We start from the raw sequence: 17,656 nt of genomic DNA on the forward strand, positions 1-17,656 counted from the left end.
CGCGCACGTCGAAGAGAGATTGGGCGTGGTGAAGGAAAAGAGAAAATGGTACAATTGCCTCATATTTTTGTAGAGGAGATGATAGTTAGATGACAATTGCACTTCTTGTCCATGGTGGCGCGGGAGATATTGCCCCCGAGCATATTGCAGAGGCTCAGAGCGGTTGCAGTACGGCAGTTAAGATTGGCTGGCAGATTCTGGAGAGCGGGGGTTCAGCCCTTGATGCTGTCGAGGCTACGGTACGCGCCCTGGAAGATAATCCAAGTTTTAATGCAGGAACAGGCGCATGTCTGGCACTTGATGGCAACATCGAGTTGGACGCAGGCATCATGGATGGACGGTCCTTACGCGTCGGTGCCCTGGCTGGATTAGAGCTGGTCAAAAATCCAATCTCAGTGGCGCGTAAAATCCTTGAAAGTCCTCATGCGCTACTCATTGGCAAGGGCGCTCAACAGTTTGCCCTCGAGCAAGGGATCACGCTCTGCCGCTATGAAGAGCTACTGACGGAGCGCCAGCATCAGAAATGGCTGGAAGCGCGAGAGAAATTAAACCAGAATACACCCAAGCATGGCACAGTTGGTGCAGTAGCGGTCGATAGCACTGGCGCACTCGCAGCCGCCACATCGACAGGTGGTATCTTAAACAAATATCCCGGACGCGTAGGCGATTCGCCCCTTGTTGGCTGCGGCTTCTATGCCGACGACTACGCAGCCGTCTCATGCACAGGCTATGGGGAAGACTTTATTCGCCTCATGATTGCCAGACGGGCAGCCGAATTTGTCTCGGCAGGTGCCAGCGCCCAGGAGGCAGCCGACGCCACGATCGCCGTCTTGAGCGCTAAAGCCGAGGGAGATGGCGGCTTGATTGTTGTCGATCGTGAGGGGCGCGTGGGCGTTGCCCACAATAGTCCTCAGATGGCTTATGGCTATCTCAGGTCTGACCTTAGAGAGCCCATAGCTGGCGTCTAACTCATTATGCATCATCATAATTTGATAGTATCCTCATCAGAGATTCTTTGGTTGGGTAGCTTATTGAAAGGTACAGAGAGAACGTATGCGAACTTTACAGGATGTACAGCGCGAGATTGACCATCTCATTAAGGATGAGTGGAAGAGCCATTACTGGTCCCCGCTCTCCAATCTGGCCCGGCTTACAGAAGAGGTTGGAGAACTGGCTCGTGAGATTAATCATCATCATGGTGAAAAAACAAAGAAAGAGAGCGAGGACGAGGGGAACCTCGCGAAGGAGATTGGCGATATTCTCTATACACTGGCCACGCTGGCTAATTCGATGGATATTGATCTCAATAGTGCCTTCAGCCAGGTCATGGATAAATACTATACGCGGGATGCTCACCGCTGGCAACCAGATCTTCCTTCCGATTAAGGTATGCTGTAAGCATTCAATCGCGTGCTTTTAATGGGAATGTTCCACGTGAAACATCACTTACAACAGCGTTTCACGTGGAACATTCCTGTTAAAAAGGTTTTACTAGCTATCTAGAAAACAAATATTGTCAATGGCTAATTGGTGTTGCTCAAACGCAACACACGAAATAGAATCCCTTCGATAACCAGAGTCACAAACAATAGAGCAATCCAGCCAGCCAGAATAAGCTTGCCCAGATCAGAGGTGCGATCCTCAGACTCGCGTAGCGAGCGACCTGCCGCGACAAATCCACCATTATCTTTAACCTGTGTCACTACGAGAGCACTACGCACACCATCTTGTGGCTGCCAGGTAACGCGATCCTCTCCATTGTGACGAACATCATCAAAGATACCACTGGGAATGGCTGGCAGTTGCCCATTCAGCGTTGCTGAGGCAGCCACTGGCTTGCCTGCATTATCAAAGATAATTGCATATGGCGCAATACTGGTAGCGATCTCAACTTTATCACCAGGAAATTGTGTTGCGAGCAGCTCTTCTCCAGACTTCCCCTGACCCAGGCCTGCAGCGATATCTTCAGAGAGTTGAACCTGCGGATAGTTAGCCGATTGACGCAGCTCTTGCTGTACGACAGCATACAGAAGTCCACAGAGCCCCGTAATGATAATGGTGCTGATAATCCAATTTCGTACTAGTACCTTCATAATTCTCTCCCATAGTAGTAGTGTTTAGTAATGGGTTTCATAGCAGATAGATAACTCTTTGCAACCTGTCATTCTAACGAGAGTATAGTATGATATACAGCTTTTTGCGATCGCTCAGGTGCTTGTAGAATAATCCCTGTGTGCAGTCAGAACAATTCTTATGTGCCGAGAGAAGCATCTTTACACAATCATGTCATTGCATCTGAGTAAATCGAGGAACCTGTGTAACTCTGCGCAGTCTATAACGTATTCACAATGTGAAGAGTCTCTTCTTGCCCCATCGAGACTGGACAGACCGGGCACATTTTTTTATACTGCGCGATAAGAAAGCTTTCAGATATATGTATGTACGAAAAACAGGCCTTCTCCTACTGGGTCTGGGGCTGCTCTGTCTCTTTTTTAGCAGCAGCCAACCAGTATTTGCAGACACAATGCCAGGAGGGAATGTAGCAGATCCAGCTGTACGGGCGGTGGATCTGGCCCAACCGGCTGTGGTGCGTATTATCACTGCAATTCCGGCTCATCTCAAAGTACATTTTCCACCGACAACTGACGTAACCTTTCCAACTACCAGCGGAGCCAGCTATCAATTGCAGAGCTATGGAACTGGTACCTTTATTACGTCCCAGGGAGATATCCTGACGGCTGACCATGTGGTCCATCCACAGAGCGACAAAAGTCTGGATGCAACGGTTGCTCAGGCCGCAGCTCAGGATATCGCAACGTATATGAACCAGAATGGCAAGGCTGGCAATTCTCAGATCACCTCCGATCAGGTTATACAGCAGATCAATAGCGGCGAGCTACAGACGAGTGTAAGCTATGATACAACCAGTAGTACCGTATTGCTCAGTACTGGCTATACAGGTCCCCTGACGGCCCCTGATCTTAAAAGCCTTCCTGCCGGAGTAGCCTTACAGGTTGATAAAATTGAGAAGGAGAGCCCTCCTGATCAGGAAGACATTGCCATTATTCATGTGCCAATGAAGGATGCACCCAGTGTTGTCCTGGGCGACTCTTCCAGGGTAAATGTTCAGGACTCATTGACTATTATCGGCTTTCCTGGCAATGCTGACATTAATGCCAGGCCAACTGATCTCTTAACCAGTTCGGTCAATCAGATCTATGTGAGCTCGTTAAAATCCAGTCAGAATGGTGCACCCTTGATCCAGGTTGGAGGAAATGTTGAAAAAGGCGATAGTGGCGGCCCCGCATTGGATAAAGCTGGCAATATCGTTGGAATTGTAAGTTTTGCCAGTAGTCAGAGTGGCGCGCCTGGCGCAACCAACTATCTCCAGGCGAGCAATAGTGCACGCGATATGGTTGCCAGTCTCAACCTTGACACGACCCCTGGAACATTCCAAAAAAGCTGGACGCAGGCCTTTACCGCCTATGCAGATACCACCTCGGGCCATTGGGATCAGGCCAAACGAGACTTTCAACAACTGGCAAGTAATTATCCACTTTTCAAGGGAATGCAGAGCTATCAAAGCTATGCACAAACTCAGAGCCAGGTCGGAGGTAGCACTGGAAGTACGCTTCTACCAACCCCAACGTCTACGCCGACTGCATCACGCCCCTCTCACACGCAGCCTACTTCTACAACAGCCCTGGTGTTAACTATTGGATCACTGATCCTCGTTGGACTTCTCATGATAGGATTACTGTTTGCTATTATCAAAGTAAAAGGCAAAGGCAGGACAGGCAAGAGCCCAAAGACACAGGGAAGTGATCATCAGAACCACCAGCCTGCTCCTACGCCAGTGACCTCAGCCCCAGCCCCGACAACGCCTCAAGTCCCGAAAAGAACTCAAGAGACGCTCAGTCTGAAGGTCTGGCCGTGTGGACATATGAATCGCTCCAACGCTCGCTTCTGTAGTATCTGTGGTGAGCCTGCGCCATCCTGAGATGTTTCACGTGGAACATCTGTTGTTTAGAAGCATCTGGCTGTATCCGTTAAACAGAAAAAAGGCAGACAACCCGAAAGGGGTCATCTGCCACAGAGATATTGTTAAGGAGTCTATGCACCCATAATATTATAGCCAGCATCGACGAAGGTAATCTCGCCAGTGATACCGCGGGAGAGATGGCTGCTCAGGAAGAGGGCAGTATCGCCAACTTCGCTCTGATCAATATTGCGGCGCAGAGGAGCCACCGTAGCAACCTGATTGCGGAAATCATTGATGCCCGAGACACCTCGTGCGGCCAGCGTATTCAGAGGGCCAGCCGAGATCGCATTCACGCGAATATTGTGCTCACCCAACTCAAAGGCCAGATAGCGAACGCTACACTCAAGAGCGGCCTTGGCCACAGCCATCACATTATATTTTGGCATCACACGCTCACTGGCCATATAGGTAAGAGCCAGAATGCTACCACCATTCTCTTTCATCAGAGGTTGAGCGCGCTTAGACATTGCCACTAAAGAATAGGCGCTAATATCGAGAGCGGTCTGCCAGCCGCTGCGGGTTGTCTCAAAAAAGGGATTCTCCAGTTCGCTAGAAGGAGCAAACGCAACACAATGAATGAGAATATCCAGTTTTCCACCGAAAATCTCGCTTGTCTTTGCAAAGGCACTATCCAGCTGAGCATCATCCTGCACATCGCAGAGCACCAGTTCAGTACCAGGAATCTTAGCGGCCAGATCGCGCACATATTTCTCCATGCGCTCCTGATATGCAAAGATCAACTGAGCACCTTCGCTGGCTAAAGATTGAGCAATGGCCCAGGCGATGGAACGATGATTGGCAACGCCAAAGATAAGAGCTTTCTTTCCTTCCAATAAAGGCATGGATCTACTCCTCTCGCAATACAACAATAAAAAAAATAAGAGTCAGAGATACATTAGTATTCAACGGGATAGCCGCGGTTCATCCAGCCATGCATCCCATTAGCCAGATTATACACCTTGTTCAGTCCGGTAACCAGAGCGATCTCTGATGCAGAGGCGCTACGCTGACCAGAGGCGCAGACAAAGATTACAGGTTCGTCCGCAGGTAATTGTAACTCTTTTAACGCCTTGCCAAAACTATAGATACCATCGATCGTCACCAGTTCTGCTTCAGCGATGTGACCACGATTCCATTCTTCGGGACGTCGTACATCGATCACGCGCGTGCCGGAATCGATCAGACTTTTGGCCTCATCGGTACCAATCGTTGTATATGGTAATACTTCATCATCAAATTCATGTGCCATGTTTCTGCCCTCCAGTATCGTACTGCTCTAACCAGAGCTTACCAAACAAGGTGGGAGCGATGATATATTCATCGCCAACAAAGGCCAATGTCAAAAGGCCTTGCTCTTCCATCTCGCGGAAATCATTGGTAACGAGAAAATAGTTGCGTAACATACGTGCAACATCACTCTCGGGTAGCTGTTTCCAGGTGAGTAGGACACGCAGAACGGCAGCATATTTGGGACTACTATCGTCAACGGAGCGCATATGCTCTACCTCTTCTCGCCCGACTTATGCTGTTCGATCTATTTTCTTGTCTCAGTGTAACAAATTCATCTCTCTACAGCAAGCTAGTAGTGCAGCCCTTCTAAGAGGTATTCTCCACCTGGCTGCATCATAGTATTTTAGCACAATTCATGGGCAGTCTGTTTTCAATCATAGGCAGACTACTGGATCTCTACAGAGTTCGCGTTTCACGTGAAACATTATCGTTAGCGTAGATTCTTGCGGTACGCAAGAAAATGATGCAACAGTTCAAAGCCAATATCTCGATAGTTAGCGATCGTCTGCTCATCATCACCCCAGGATTGCAATGCCACTGCATGCTGACCTTGAGAGCGGAGCCAGTGCATAGCAGTCAGCAATAATGGAAGATGCACATGTTTATCGCGATGCTCTGGTACCACGCCAGGGGCATCAAGGATATCAATTAAACGATGTGGCGGACAGTTCTCGGCTGTGTTAAACGCCGCTCGACAGAGACCCACAACAGATCCATCGGGAGCAAAGCTCAGAAAGAGGCCTGTGGGATCAAACAGTGGAAGCCACCTGGCAACTGATTCTTCAGCATCCTCGGGATCATTCTCAATATGCCCCCATTTATCGGCATAGCTACGCAGTGAGACATCCACAAGAGTAGGAAAATGTCGTAGCGAGGCATAGTTCTGTACAGTATAGCCCTCCGGCCAGATCACTTCTGGCAACTCAATCTCGATTGGAGCATGAAGCAGCCAGGCATCACCAACCCGCCAGAAACCGTGTTGATTGAGAAAGGCATTGGCCCCTTCGTTATGAGCATTAGCATTGACAGTTACATGTTTAGCTTCCATCTCGCGTGCACAGAGCAGAACGCGATCCATCAGCATCTGCCCCAATTGTTGACGTCGCCAACGGGGATGAATAGTCACATAGATTGCACAACGATCAGTGCTCTGTGGAAAGACGGAGGCAAAGCCTAATAGCTGTTGCTCTTGCGGATGCTCAATCACAAAACAGGTCTGCTCTGGCTGATAACCCGGCCAGTTTAATTGAGCCTGGACCGCAGCCTCGGAGATATCTTCACCATCATGATCATATTCTTCAACCTCATGAAGCAAACGAACTAGTGGTTTAAAATCTGTTAGAGCTTTATACGCACGAACGACAAACGGACTTCCCATTAGCAAGATCCTCACATAAACGTAGCTTCCTGCCAGGCAATGCGATGCAAAGGCAGCGATGAACTCTTTTTTACTGCTGCAAGAAGGGTAGATACCATTTCATGCTTTGTATTATAGCGTATAAATGACGACTTTGGATTCCAGGCTAGATGTTTCACGTGAAACCCGGGGAGAAAAAGTTTCACGTGAAACTTTTTCTCCGTTGACTGTGTTATCCAGGTTCTGGTATGATAAAAGTACACTATCATTTTTACAAGATTAGAGGTGCCCCGATTGGTACCATCATCCGCCACAGCTACTACACTGGCTGAGATGGCGCTTTACAGAAAAACGTTTCCAAGTTTTGTTTCCCCATTTCCCGTTTCCCATTGAGCTATGGAGGGCCTCACATCTCAGAGTGGCAACAGTGGAAAGAGACAAGCAACTTTCCCTACTTAAAAGTGCAAGATGTATGTTTTTATTCGTAATATAACAAGACAAGTAGGGCTGGTTGCTTGTCTCCTGCCGAAACGTCCCATTCCGCCATGACAGCCCCTCCATAACATCATTTCCCGTTTCCCATTGAGCTATGGAGGGGCTCACACCTCAGAGTGGCAACAGCGGAAAGAGACAAGCGACTTTCCCTACTTTACAATATTTTATATTTGAAATAGAGAGCAATATAACAAGACAAGTAGGGCAGGTCGCTTGTCTCCTGCCGAAACATCCCATTCCGCCATGCCAGCCCCACCATAGCATCATTTCCCGTTTCCCATTGAGCTATGGAGGGGCTCACACAGCGGAAAGGCTGCAGAGGAAGAGACAAGCGACTTTCCCTTGCTTGCAACAGGTTTTCATCTAGAGTGAAAAGGCTGGCTCACGCGCAAGCAATCATCTTAATGTAATTGCTGCCCTGGGGCCATATTTTTGCTAGGAAAGCGCGACCTTTCCTGGTGCAAGAAGCAGATTAGAGAGAGCTTCAACATCTGTAACAATATGTGTGGGATTGGCAGCCTGCAACTCTTCTAGCGGGCCATAGCCATGCAAAATAGCGATTGAATCAATAAGATTTCCATGAGCCCCGATAATATCGTGTTTACGATCGCCAATCATCACTATGGGCTCATCTGTATCATCAGAAATAAGGGAAAGCGCATGCGCAATAACTTCAGTTTTGTCCACTCGCGTTCCATCCATATTGCTTCCCACAACGTGGGTAAAGTACTGATCCAGATCAAAATGAGTGAGAATCTGCTCGGCAAAGGGCGTTGGTTTGGAGGTTGCCACCAGCAGAAGCTTGCCCTCATCTTTGAGAGCCTGGAGCAAAGTGGGGATGCCTGGAAAGACTGCATTATCAAAGATGCCCCGGTCGGCAAAATATTCGCGATAATACGTAACCCCTAGCTCCGCCTGCTCATCAGTCATATGATAGAACAACTTCAATGATTCAGTGAGTGGTGGACCAATGAAAGGGACAAGTGCCTCTAGATCGGGTTCAATGATGCCCATTTTTGCTAACGCATATTGAACTGACCTGGTGATGCCAGATTTTGGGTCCGTTAAGGTTCCATCAAGATCAAATAGGATGGTCTGATAGTTAGAGGGCACTACAGAAAGAGCGTTCATGCAGTCAAAAATCCTTTCGAAATCCAGCCATATGAGGCATAGAGAAGAGTGGAGTATCAATAATCTTGAGAGGTCATATCCCAGGAGTTAAACGCTGGCACAATCCATTCCATTATAAGTTCTGCTGTCAAAATGTTCCACGTGAAACATCTCCCAGGATTATGATGTTTCACGTGGAACGTTTTAGCCTCTGGCTTTGCGAGTGGAAGTACAGATCTGGAGTGACCTTCTCTCACGCCCTTTGTTCTACTTACGTTCAATCGCTCTTTTTTCTCTTCTCCTCAGTACATCCACCAGAAGAGAGACCCTGACATCGCCTTTATTTGTGATTATCGTTGACCATCTGCTGAAGAGTGACAAACTGGAAACCACGGGCCTGAAGTTGCTCAATGATTGCAGGGAGAGCGGCAACAGTCCTTGAACGATCTCCCCCACCATCGTGCAACAGAATAATTGAACCATTGTGGGTGGCGCTGACGATTCGATATGTGATAGTGGCCGGTGATGGCAATTCCCAATCACGTGCATCAACGTTCCATTGGACTGTAGTTAACCCTAATTGATTGGCAATCTTCAATACACGAGCGTCAAATGCACCATAAGGTGGTCGAAAAAAGGTTGGACGCTTTCCAAGCGTCCGCTGAAGCGTATCACCCGTCAGGTTGAGCTGATAGAGCATATCGTCAGTTGAAAGAGTCGGCATATTCGGATGAGCCCAGGTATGATTTCCTACCAGGTGCCCCTCTGCATCTTCACGCTGCGCAAGATCAGGAAATGAGGCCACATGCGATCCCATATCAAAGAAAGTAGCCTTCACATGATACTGCTTCAGAATATCCAGAATCTGTCCCGTATAGGGAGGATTAGGGCCATCATCAAAGGTTAAAGCGACCTCTGGCAGCCTCAGGTTTCCATTATAGAAAAAACGATCATTTGCCTGAAGAACTGCTATCTGTTGCGATACATAGATTGGCAGTGGATTGATCGGGTCTGGTCCAGGTTGTGGCACAAAAGGCGTTGGCGTTGGTGTTGGTGTTGGTGGAATCGGTGTTGGCGTTGGTGTTGGTGGAATCGGTGTTGGCGTCGGCGTGGCAGTCGGGGTAACAATTACCTGTCTAACATTTAAATTGTGGTCTATCGGACTCTGAAACTGATCATAACGCTGACAGGATAGTAAGACAGAACTTGCTAATGTAAGGATAACGCCTGCTGTAAGCAATACATGTTTACTAGAACATGCTTTGTATCTTTCTTTACCATTGAAGATAGATCGCCCCTTTACGAATGTACGTCTTGTCACAGATTCCCTCCTGCCAGAGTAGAATGGCTATAGATTCCTTATTATCGATATAAACTACGAGAGAAATGGCTATCTTATGAGCATTCATCTGCATTTTATAGATCAGCTTGTATTTCTACTCTAACACACCGCAAAAGAATTGCACAGGTCTTTATAATAGAATTGACAAGGTTTAACAGAAATATTACAGTTGTTTAAGATAGCCAGCTTTAGCGCATAATCTCTCCTCCATTGACCAGGATAACCTGACCAGTAATAAATGAGGCTGCGGGCGAACTTAAGAAAAGAGCAGTTCCAAGAATATCTTCTGGGGTCCCCCAGCGCTTCAATGGAATCCCCTGTACGGCTGCCTGTCTGGAAGATTTGGACAGACTCTGCGCCCATTCATTTTCAATGCGCCCGGGAGCAATACAATTAACTCTCACGTTGGGAGCAAATTCGGCGGCCAGACAACGTGTAAGAGACATGATGGCCCCTTTACTAATGGCATACATCTGATTAGGAAAGCCTGCTGCTCCATCAAGGGCTCGATCCCAGCCTGTGGTGAGAATACAACCACCTTCTCTCATATAGGGCTGAGCCTCACGACAACAGCGCCAGGTTCCCATAATATCGACCCCAATCATACGCTCAAAAATCTCAATCTCACTCATCCCCTGCGTCTCAGATGAATTGGCGCTGGCTCCAGCATTATTGATCCAGACATCAAATGCCCCCAGCTGATCGTGTGCCACCTGTACAAAGCGAGCAACCTCCTCTGGCTGGCGTAGATCGGCCTGAGCCATAAAAGCCTGTCCGCCCTGCTGCCGAATCTGCGCCACAACTTCTGCCGCACCTTTCTGGGTGGACCCATAATGTACGAGCACCGTTGCCCCCTGTTCGGCAAAACCAAGAGCCAGCCTGCGCCCAATACTTCGTCCACCGCCAGTAATCACGACATTTTTCCCTTGCAGCATACAATAATGCCTCACTTCCCGCTAAAATGATAGACGTTTCACGTGAAACATTATAGCGCAACGATCAATGAGCGTATATGAGATAGCAGCTAAAGGGTTTCAAGACCCCTATCCTGCTATAGAATAAAAAAATGTGTCCTCTACTCTCCTGACAAAGTGAACCATTGTGAAACAGTTAACAGTATTTTACGTATTTTTTATCTATAATTTTGAGAGATGCATCATAGACAGATCTCGCATAACTTTTATAAAAAAAAGAGATGCATCCAGTTATGGAGAAACGATTGAAAAAATCTATTGATCCGTTACCAATGCTACTTATATCACTTCTGCTCTGTCTTATCTTCTCTAGCTGTGGGACAAATAATCAGACAGCAGCACTGCCAAAAGTAACCAGCACACCAGCAGCCACTCCAACACCATCGATCTCTCCGACATCAGCAGCCTCTTCAGTACAATCAGCTTCCCCGACATCAGCAGCCTCTCCAGTACAATCAGCTTCCCCGACAATCAATACATATGCTTTTATTCATAATTCGCAGGTCTGGATTGCAGTGAATGGAGCCCAGCCTGTACAAGCAACTCATCTAGGGCAAGCGGTAAGCACTCGTGCTAAATTCTTTTGGGGTCCTCTCTACTGGTTCAACGATAACCGCGATCTGGCTTTTACATTGGATATTATCGATGGTCCAATGGGTGGAACTTCTTGCGGGCCGTTAGCGTATGGAAACGATAAAGCTCTCTTTATACTGGATACAGCGACCATGCAATTAACACAGGTCCATGTCCCGGGGGATCTCACACAGGGAGTGAGTGGCTCGCCATATACGGGCCACTGGATGTTCTTTTTCCCAGAAGATAACACACATCTGCTTGCCTGGCACTCCCATATCTCATATCAAGGGGAAAGCTCCCAGGGTGGACTTTATCGTTATGACATTACCAGCCAGCAGAGTACTCTGATCATTCCCACAGATGCACTATCTGGTCTGAACCATGGCAAAAATGAAACGTGGCTGGATATGCGCTATGCGAATAACAATCTTTTCTATGAGACAGTCACACCGCAAGATGCCGAGGGCAATGGACATTTTGTAATCTATCAGCATTCGGTCAGCCAACCATCTTCTCCCGATAATCAAGTGCTGGATCTAGGGGCTGAGCGTTTATGTGGTCCCAACATGACTCCGGGCCCGAGAGGGCAATTTCAACTCCCCGGTTGGGATATAGCGCCGGATGGAAAATCCATAGTCGCTCAGATGCTCACTGGCAGCGATATGCTCAATCCTGTAGGAAAAGTTCAGCTTATTGATCTTCAAACCCATCAGGCTAACAATCTTTTCACAACTCTCTCAGCAGACATTCTGAACCAGGATGTCCAACTTTTCTGGTCCCCTGATAGCAAGCAGATCGTCCTGGGACAGGATGCCTATGCTCATGGACCTGGCATCTACAGTCTGAACGTTACGCAGCCAGATCAACTCCAAAACTATCATGTTCATGCACCTGCAAGCGCGGCAGGACCGATCGATGTGGCCTGGTATGCCAATAGTCAGACCTTTGCTCTTGTATTCAACGGCAATGTCTACGAATTCACATCTGGAAAGTCCGAGGGGCACATCATTCTTACTAACAATGATTTTGACTTCACCCCGAGTTCACATGCTTAAAGCTGCTATTGTTTCACGTGAAACATCTTTGCAATGGTCGTATAAAGCTGGCTATTAAACGTCCGAGCAAGAAAGAATAGAAAGGTATCCAGCCTTATTGACCGGTGGTAATAACAATGTCAGGGCATGCCAGTTCTCTTAGTAAGCACAGAGAATTGGCATGCCCTCGCTCATTTTTTTCTCTATTTTCAAGTCGTAGAATGCTCTACAAGCCTGCAGCTCAACTGTAGACAATGGGGGGTGGGTCTTCTATAATGAATGCTATCTATTCCTAATCCTCTTCACAGGCGAATTGGGAGATACTTTGCTAGATTTGAGGTTACTCACCTATGACCATTATGCCACAGCCACATTCCTTTACGTATCCACCAAAGTTACGCCCTGGGAACAAAGTAGCTATTCTCTCACCTTCTTTGGGTTTGCCTGAAGTCTTCCCAGCAGTTTTTGAACAGGGTCTTCAGCGCTTACGAGAGTTCTTTCAGTTAGAGCCAGTTGAGTATCCTACCACTCGTCAACTGCACTCACCTCCACAGGATCGAGCACGCGATCTGCATGCAGCCTTCGTTGATCCTGAGATTAAAGCGATCATTGCTTCGATTGGTGGCGACGACCAGATCAAAGTCCTCAAATATCTCGACCCAGAACTTATTAAGGCCCATCCGAAGGTGTTCCTGGGGTATAGTGACAACACCAATCTACACAATTTTCTCTGGAATCTTGGCCTTGTCTCCTATCATGGCGGCACCATTATGGTTGAGTTTGGACGCTGCGGAGAAATGCACCCCACAACGCTAGAATCCCTCAAGTATGCATTGTTTGAGCGTGGAGCATATCAGATCCGACCAGCCTCTGTCTATACCGACGAAAGCCTGGACTGGAATAACATTCTTAGCTTGAGCCAACATCCCACGATGTTCCCTGCCCCAGGCTGGATCTGGCACAATGCAGACAAACACATCGAGGGGACGCTCTGGGGTGGCAACCTGGAAATTCTGGATTGGAATTTGCGGGCCAATAGGTATATACAGCCGGTTGAGACGTATGCAGGCACGATTTTCTACTTTGAAACGTCTGAGGAGATGCCTTCAGCTACTGAGGTCTACCGTATCCTGATGTGCATGGGTGAGCGCGGCCTCCTCCAACAGTTTGCTGCCGTTCTCATTGGGCGCCCCAAAGCCTGGTCGTTTGCACACCCACATACAGCAGCCGAGAAAGCAACCTTTACGCGTGAATGGACTGAGGCAGTCATCAAGGCGCTCAGTGAGTATCACCCGGATGTCCTGGCCGTCTTCAACCTGGATATTGGACACACCGATCCTCAATTTGTGCTGCCCAACGGCGGTCAGGTCAGAATTGATGGCTTCCAGAAAAAGATCTCTGTGATCTATGAAAAGATTGACGTTTAGATAAACGATGAACACAGTTAGATAGCATGCCCACTTTCTACCTCCCTTTCCAAGTGCTGTAACGTTATGTTTCACGTGAAACATGATAGTATTCACTATGAGAGTATGCTACACTGATGAAGTCAGAGGCCATCAATCAGGCCAGACAGTGCTCCTTCCACAAAGAACTAAAGGGGTAAGGAGCGCATGTACCAGGAAGGAGCATCTCACCTCGTGAACTCACATACTACTAATGAAGCAGCAATTCTCTCAACAACATCCTTCGAGGAGCAGCGTGCACTTCTCCGCCAACTCCGTACAGCGATCCTGCAACGCTTTCGCCCTCTCCTCAACTCAGGTGCAGGCCCCATTCGTATGATGGCCCGTGTGGTCGAAGAGCTGAAACAGGAATGTTATTCCTATCATATTGCAGAAGAGATCATCCAGGAAGAGATCGTTAATCGCACTATTGGCGATATTAATCTACGCCTGATCACTGAGTGTGAGGGTGAAGCCGGGAGTTCAACCGACTATCGCATGCTGGCCGATGAGCTGGGCCTGGCTCTTCCTGGCGAAGATCTGGCAGGCTATACAGCCACTGGTGAGACGTATCAATGGCTACGAGCCCAGATGATGGAGTACGAACGACTGCTACTTGCAAACAAATTTGATCTACGCGTCTATGATATTTATGCGGTTGGCAATCCTATTATGCGCGAATGGCTGGCTCAGGAGATGCAAAAATGGGGCTACCCGGTTACCTCGAAGAATATCCAGATGAGCCTGGGCGCAATGGATGGTATCGATCGAGCACTCCGTGGCCTGGCCTATCGCTATCGCGTTGAAAACAAAAGTAGCTTTGCAATGCTCTGTCCCGAGCCTGGCTTTGGCGTTCCTGAATGGCAGGCCAGCACCTATGGCTATCGCATTGAACGTCTCCCTACCCTGGCTGAACATCACTTTAAGCTCTCCGCCGATCAGCTTGATCAGGTTCTTCAACAGCAAGAAGATATCAGCCTGCTTTATTTTACGATTACGAATAATCCTACTGCCTTTGCTTATACACCTGAAGAGATCAGAGCCATCAATGGTGTTCTGAATCGCTATCGCGCTCAGGGCCGCGAGATCTTTGTCCTTGCCGATCTGGCGTATATTGGTACAGGCAAACCTGAGGAAGATTATGAGCGAATGGCGGCCTTCAACGAACCAGAGACCTTAAAGCAGACGATCTTTGTCAGTAGCTTCTCTAAAAACTATACACTTACAGGAGAGCGCTTCGGCTGGGTCACCAGCGGAGATCCTGAGATTGCAGCGGCTATATCGGTTAGCTGGAGTAATGGCGTTGCTTCTCTCCCCGGCGAGTGGCAGCTACGCTTTATGGCTTACTATCAGCTCTTCCAGGCCCGGCCCTGGCTAGCCGATAAATTGCGCAGCTTCTATCGTCTGCGCCGTACCCGCTTTATTGCACAGTTGCACCGCATCAACGCAGAGCAGTCTCTCTTTGAAGAGATCTATGTTGATGACGATGCGACGGTCTATAACTGGAGTAAGCTCAAAGCAGGTGAAGATGCCTTCTCGCTTTTTGAGAAGACTGGCATTGCTGGCGTCCCCGGTTCGGGCTTTGGCTATACCGACGAATACATCCGCTTTTCCATCGGCGTGATCCCTATCGCTCAGCGCTAAAAAATGTTTCACGTGGAACATACAAACCTGATCTGATGTTTCACGTGAAACGCTCTTTTCTATCTCACTCATAATAAGCGGACAACGAACGTTTCTACAGAGTTAGTGGGGGCTCGCTTCAGTAGCTACTGGTGACGACAATAAGAACTGCAACTTTTCGCTGGTCTTTGTTCCAGGTAAAGGCGTATAAATCATCACTTTAAGATGCGAGTTTGAAGGAACTTGCAAAGTGACATGCTCAAATAGTAAACTCCCCACAACGGGATGCTCTATATTCTTACGACCATCCAGGCGACCACGTACATCATGCCGAGGCCACCAGGCACGAAATTCTGGACTCACCTGTTGCAGATCTGCAATCAATTGTTTAAACCATTCTTCATCAGCGTACTGCACGCTCTCTGCACGAAATTCGGCCAGTATTCCCTGCGCTTTCTGCTCCCAATCAGGATCATTACTCTGGCGCTCAGAGTTGCCAAAGATACGCCAGACTATGTTATAGGCGTAAGGTAAGGAGATCCTGGAAGGAGTAAAGACCTGTTCGGCGGCGGTATTCCAGGCCAGGTAGTCCCAACGCCTCCCCATAACATAAGCAGGATCTGGATTAAGATCTTCAAGGATACGGCGAAGAGCTGGACTTATATATTCGTCAAGTGGAAGCTCATCATGGAAACGCTGCATATCAGCTAAAAGGAAGAGGTGCTGGCGCTCGTCGAAGGTAAGCTGTAAGGCAGTGGCAATGCTACTCAAGATCTCTGTTGAAGGATGAATATCACGTCCTTGCTCTAAAGAGGTATACCAGGACACCCCTATATTCGCTAACTGTGCTACTTCCTCACGGCGCAACCCGGGCGTACGACGGCGTTTCCCTGCGGGCAAACCAACCTCTGTCGGAAAAATTCGTGAACGTCTTGTGCGTAAAAAATCTCCAAGCGCCTGCCTGCGCTGAGCTTCATTCATAGGTCAGCCCCTCATTATCCTGATGCTCTCAGTCGTACGATACAGAAACTCTGGTCCCACGATATCATCCATGCCATACTTCTGAGTGTACCATTGATTAGCAATATGTGAGCAATCAATGCTCTGTCAACTATGAGTCACAGGATCTCAAAGCCAATTAGAGAAAGAAAGAAGAAAGCAGATGACATCTTATCCTTCAAATCAACATCAACCACTCGCTGCCGCCTCTGCAGGCACAGTGACAGTCGGCAATGATATTATCGTCAATCGCATTGGCTTCGGTACAATGCGACTACCAGGCCCAGGAGTCTGGGGGGAACCAGCCAATCCCACGGAGGCAAAAAAGGTGCTTCAACGTGCGGTAGAACTGGGCGTAAACTTTATTGATACAGCCGCTTATTATGGACCAGATGTTGCTAATCGGCTAATCGTTGAGGCGCTCTATCCCTATCCTGAGAATCTTATTATTGCTACAAAGGTTGGAGCAAAACGAGGTGAGGACAAAAGTTGGAATGCTGATATGCGACCTGAAAATATTAAGGCTGCATGTGAGGAGAATCTTCGCCAATTGCGTCTGGAACAACTTCACCTTGTACACTGCCGCTATATGACAAAAGACGTTCCATTCGCTGAATCTGTTGGGGCACTCGCAGATCTTCAACGAGAAGGAAAGATTCGGCATGTTGGCGTGAGCAATGTCACTTTAGAGCAGCTCGTTGAGGCGCAATCAATCACACAGATTGCATCAGTGCAAAATCTCTATAATCTAGAGCATCGTAGCCATGAAGATGTCCTCCAGGCATGTACCGAACAGGGGATTATCTTTACGCCCTTTTTTCCACTAGCAATGGGGAAGCTTGGTCAGACTGGTGGTCCACTTACAGCCATAGCCCAGCATCACCATGCAACTCCAGCTCAGATTGCTCTCGCCTGGCTCCTGGCACTCTCACCTATGATGCTCGCAATTCCGGGCACTTCATCACAGCACCATCTAGAAGAGAACATTGCAGGAGCCGCCATCCACCTGACCCCATCCGAATGCGCAACAATTGAGAGCGCATTGGCCTGACCAAGAGGGTCATGTTTGTATTGAACAGTACAGATGAAACAGTGCTCTGGTCGCATAGCTTTGTTGCACAGAGCACTCACGTATCCACTTTACTGCTTGCTCTATCGGGCTCAGCCCGGGAAGCGATCAAACAGGCACGCTCTCTATTTTTATCTTCTTCAACTGCACTGGTTGGAAAGGCTGTGGTGACTGAAGCGAGTTCCTATGTTTTCCATTCCTGATACATCCGTTTTTCTATCGGCGTGATCCCTATCGCTCACTGATCTAATGTTTCACGTGGAACATACCGATCTGATCTGATGTTTCACGTGAAACGCT

General features: G+C 48.2%; 16 protein-coding genes. 7 read left to right on the forward strand and 9 right to left on the reverse strand.

What is annotated here, in order from left to right:
* The first annotated feature begins 89 nt into the window (after window positions 1–89).
* Window positions 90–968: an isoaspartyl peptidase/L-asparaginase family protein gene (locus tag EL628_RS02735; protein ID WP_126578265.1), complete on the forward strand. Its 879-nt coding sequence runs from the start codon at window positions 90–92 to the stop codon at window positions 966–968.
* Window positions 969–1,053: 85 nt separating this feature from the next.
* Window positions 1,054–1,386 carry a nucleotide pyrophosphohydrolase gene (locus tag EL628_RS02740; RefSeq protein WP_126578266.1) on the forward strand — a complete coding sequence of 111 codons (333 nt, stop codon included), beginning with the start codon at window positions 1,054–1,056 and terminating at the stop codon, window positions 1,384–1,386.
* Between the two features lie 137 nt (window positions 1,387–1,523).
* Here EL628_RS02740 and EL628_RS02745 read toward each other — a convergent pair whose 3' ends face one another.
* Window positions 1,524–2,093 (reverse strand): hypothetical protein, encoded by a 570-nt coding sequence (locus EL628_RS02745; RefSeq protein WP_126578267.1) that lies wholly within the window; start codon window positions 2,091–2,093, stop codon window positions 1,524–1,526.
* A gap of 341 nt (window positions 2,094–2,434) precedes the next feature.
* Between EL628_RS02745 and EL628_RS02750 the strand changes: the two genes are divergently transcribed.
* Window positions 2,435–4,000 (forward strand): trypsin-like peptidase domain-containing protein, encoded by a 1,566-nt coding sequence (locus EL628_RS02750; protein WP_126578268.1) that lies wholly within the window; start codon window positions 2,435–2,437, stop codon window positions 3,998–4,000.
* Window positions 4,001–4,113: 113 nt separating this feature from the next.
* On the opposite strand, the gene EL628_RS02755 is transcribed toward EL628_RS02750, so the two are convergent.
* The 7 genes from EL628_RS02755 to EL628_RS02785 form a co-directional block, all read right to left on the reverse strand.
* Window positions 4,114–4,884 carry an enoyl-ACP reductase FabI gene (locus EL628_RS02755; protein ID WP_126578269.1) on the reverse strand — a complete coding sequence of 257 codons (771 nt, stop codon included), beginning with the start codon at window positions 4,882–4,884 and terminating at the stop codon, window positions 4,114–4,116.
* A gap of 53 nt (window positions 4,885–4,937) precedes the next feature.
* Window positions 4,938–5,291 carry a rhodanese-like domain-containing protein gene (locus EL628_RS02760; protein WP_126578270.1) on the reverse strand — a complete coding sequence of 118 codons (354 nt, stop codon included), beginning with the start codon at window positions 5,289–5,291 and terminating at the stop codon, window positions 4,938–4,940.
* Window positions 5,281–5,538 carry a hypothetical protein gene (locus EL628_RS02765; RefSeq protein WP_126578271.1) on the reverse strand — a complete coding sequence of 86 codons (258 nt, stop codon included), beginning with the start codon at window positions 5,536–5,538 and terminating at the stop codon, window positions 5,281–5,283. The genes EL628_RS02760 and EL628_RS02765 overlap by 11 nt, the downstream gene beginning before the upstream one ends.
* 224 nt (window positions 5,539–5,762) lie before the next feature.
* A complete protein-coding gene (locus EL628_RS02770; protein WP_126578272.1) occupies window positions 5,763–6,710 on the reverse strand; it encodes a GNAT family N-acetyltransferase in 948 nt (315 codons plus the stop codon).
* 909 nt (window positions 6,711–7,619) lie between these two features.
* Window positions 7,620–8,315: an HAD family hydrolase gene (locus EL628_RS02775; protein ID WP_126578273.1), complete on the reverse strand. Its 696-nt coding sequence runs from the start codon at window positions 8,313–8,315 to the stop codon at window positions 7,620–7,622.
* A gap of 319 nt (window positions 8,316–8,634) precedes the next feature.
* The gene (locus tag EL628_RS30460; protein WP_245993974.1) at window positions 8,635–9,615 is read right to left on the reverse strand and encodes a polysaccharide deacetylase family protein; all 981 of its coding nucleotides are present in this window, start codon (window positions 9,613–9,615) and stop codon (window positions 8,635–8,637) included.
* Between the two features lie 209 nt (window positions 9,616–9,824).
* On the reverse strand, window positions 9,825–10,571 hold the full coding sequence (locus EL628_RS02785; protein ID WP_126578274.1) for an SDR family NAD(P)-dependent oxidoreductase: 747 nt from the start codon (window positions 10,569–10,571) through the stop codon (window positions 9,825–9,827).
* A 272-nt stretch (window positions 10,572–10,843) separates the two neighbouring features.
* Here EL628_RS02785 and EL628_RS02790 point away from each other — a divergent pair, with 272 nt between their 5' ends.
* The 3 genes from EL628_RS02790 (at window position 10,844) to EL628_RS02800 (ending at window position 15,309) form a co-directional block, all read left to right on the forward strand.
* Entirely contained in the window at window positions 10,844–12,241 is a 1,398-nt protein-coding gene (locus EL628_RS02790; protein ID WP_126578275.1) for a hypothetical protein, read from the forward strand.
* 329 nt (window positions 12,242–12,570) lie between these two features.
* A complete protein-coding gene (locus EL628_RS02795; RefSeq protein ID WP_126578276.1) occupies window positions 12,571–13,647 on the forward strand; it encodes a S66 family peptidase in 1,077 nt (358 codons plus the stop codon).
* A gap of 213 nt (window positions 13,648–13,860) precedes the next feature.
* Window positions 13,861–15,309 (forward strand): pyridoxal phosphate-dependent aminotransferase, encoded by a 1,449-nt coding sequence (locus EL628_RS02800; protein WP_161975227.1) that lies wholly within the window; start codon window positions 13,861–13,863, stop codon window positions 15,307–15,309.
* A gap of 102 nt (window positions 15,310–15,411) precedes the next feature.
* Here the strand turns inward: EL628_RS02800 and EL628_RS02805 are convergent, their stop codons facing one another.
* A complete protein-coding gene (locus EL628_RS02805) occupies window positions 15,412–16,269 on the reverse strand; it encodes a helix-turn-helix transcriptional regulator (protein WP_126578278.1) in 858 nt (285 codons plus the stop codon).
* A gap of 181 nt (window positions 16,270–16,450) precedes the next feature.
* Here EL628_RS02805 and EL628_RS02810 point away from each other — a divergent pair, with 181 nt between their 5' ends.
* Window positions 16,451–17,338: an aldo/keto reductase gene (locus EL628_RS02810; RefSeq protein ID WP_126578279.1), complete on the forward strand. Its 888-nt coding sequence runs from the start codon at window positions 16,451–16,453 to the stop codon at window positions 17,336–17,338.
* The last annotated feature ends 318 nt before the right edge of the window (window positions 17,339–17,656 follow it).

This window comes from Tengunoibacter tsumagoiensis (assembly GCF_003967535.1).
In the GTDB taxonomy this organism is placed as follows: Bacteria; Chloroflexota; Ktedonobacteria; order Ktedonobacterales; family Ktedonobacteraceae; genus Tengunoibacter; species Tengunoibacter tsumagoiensis.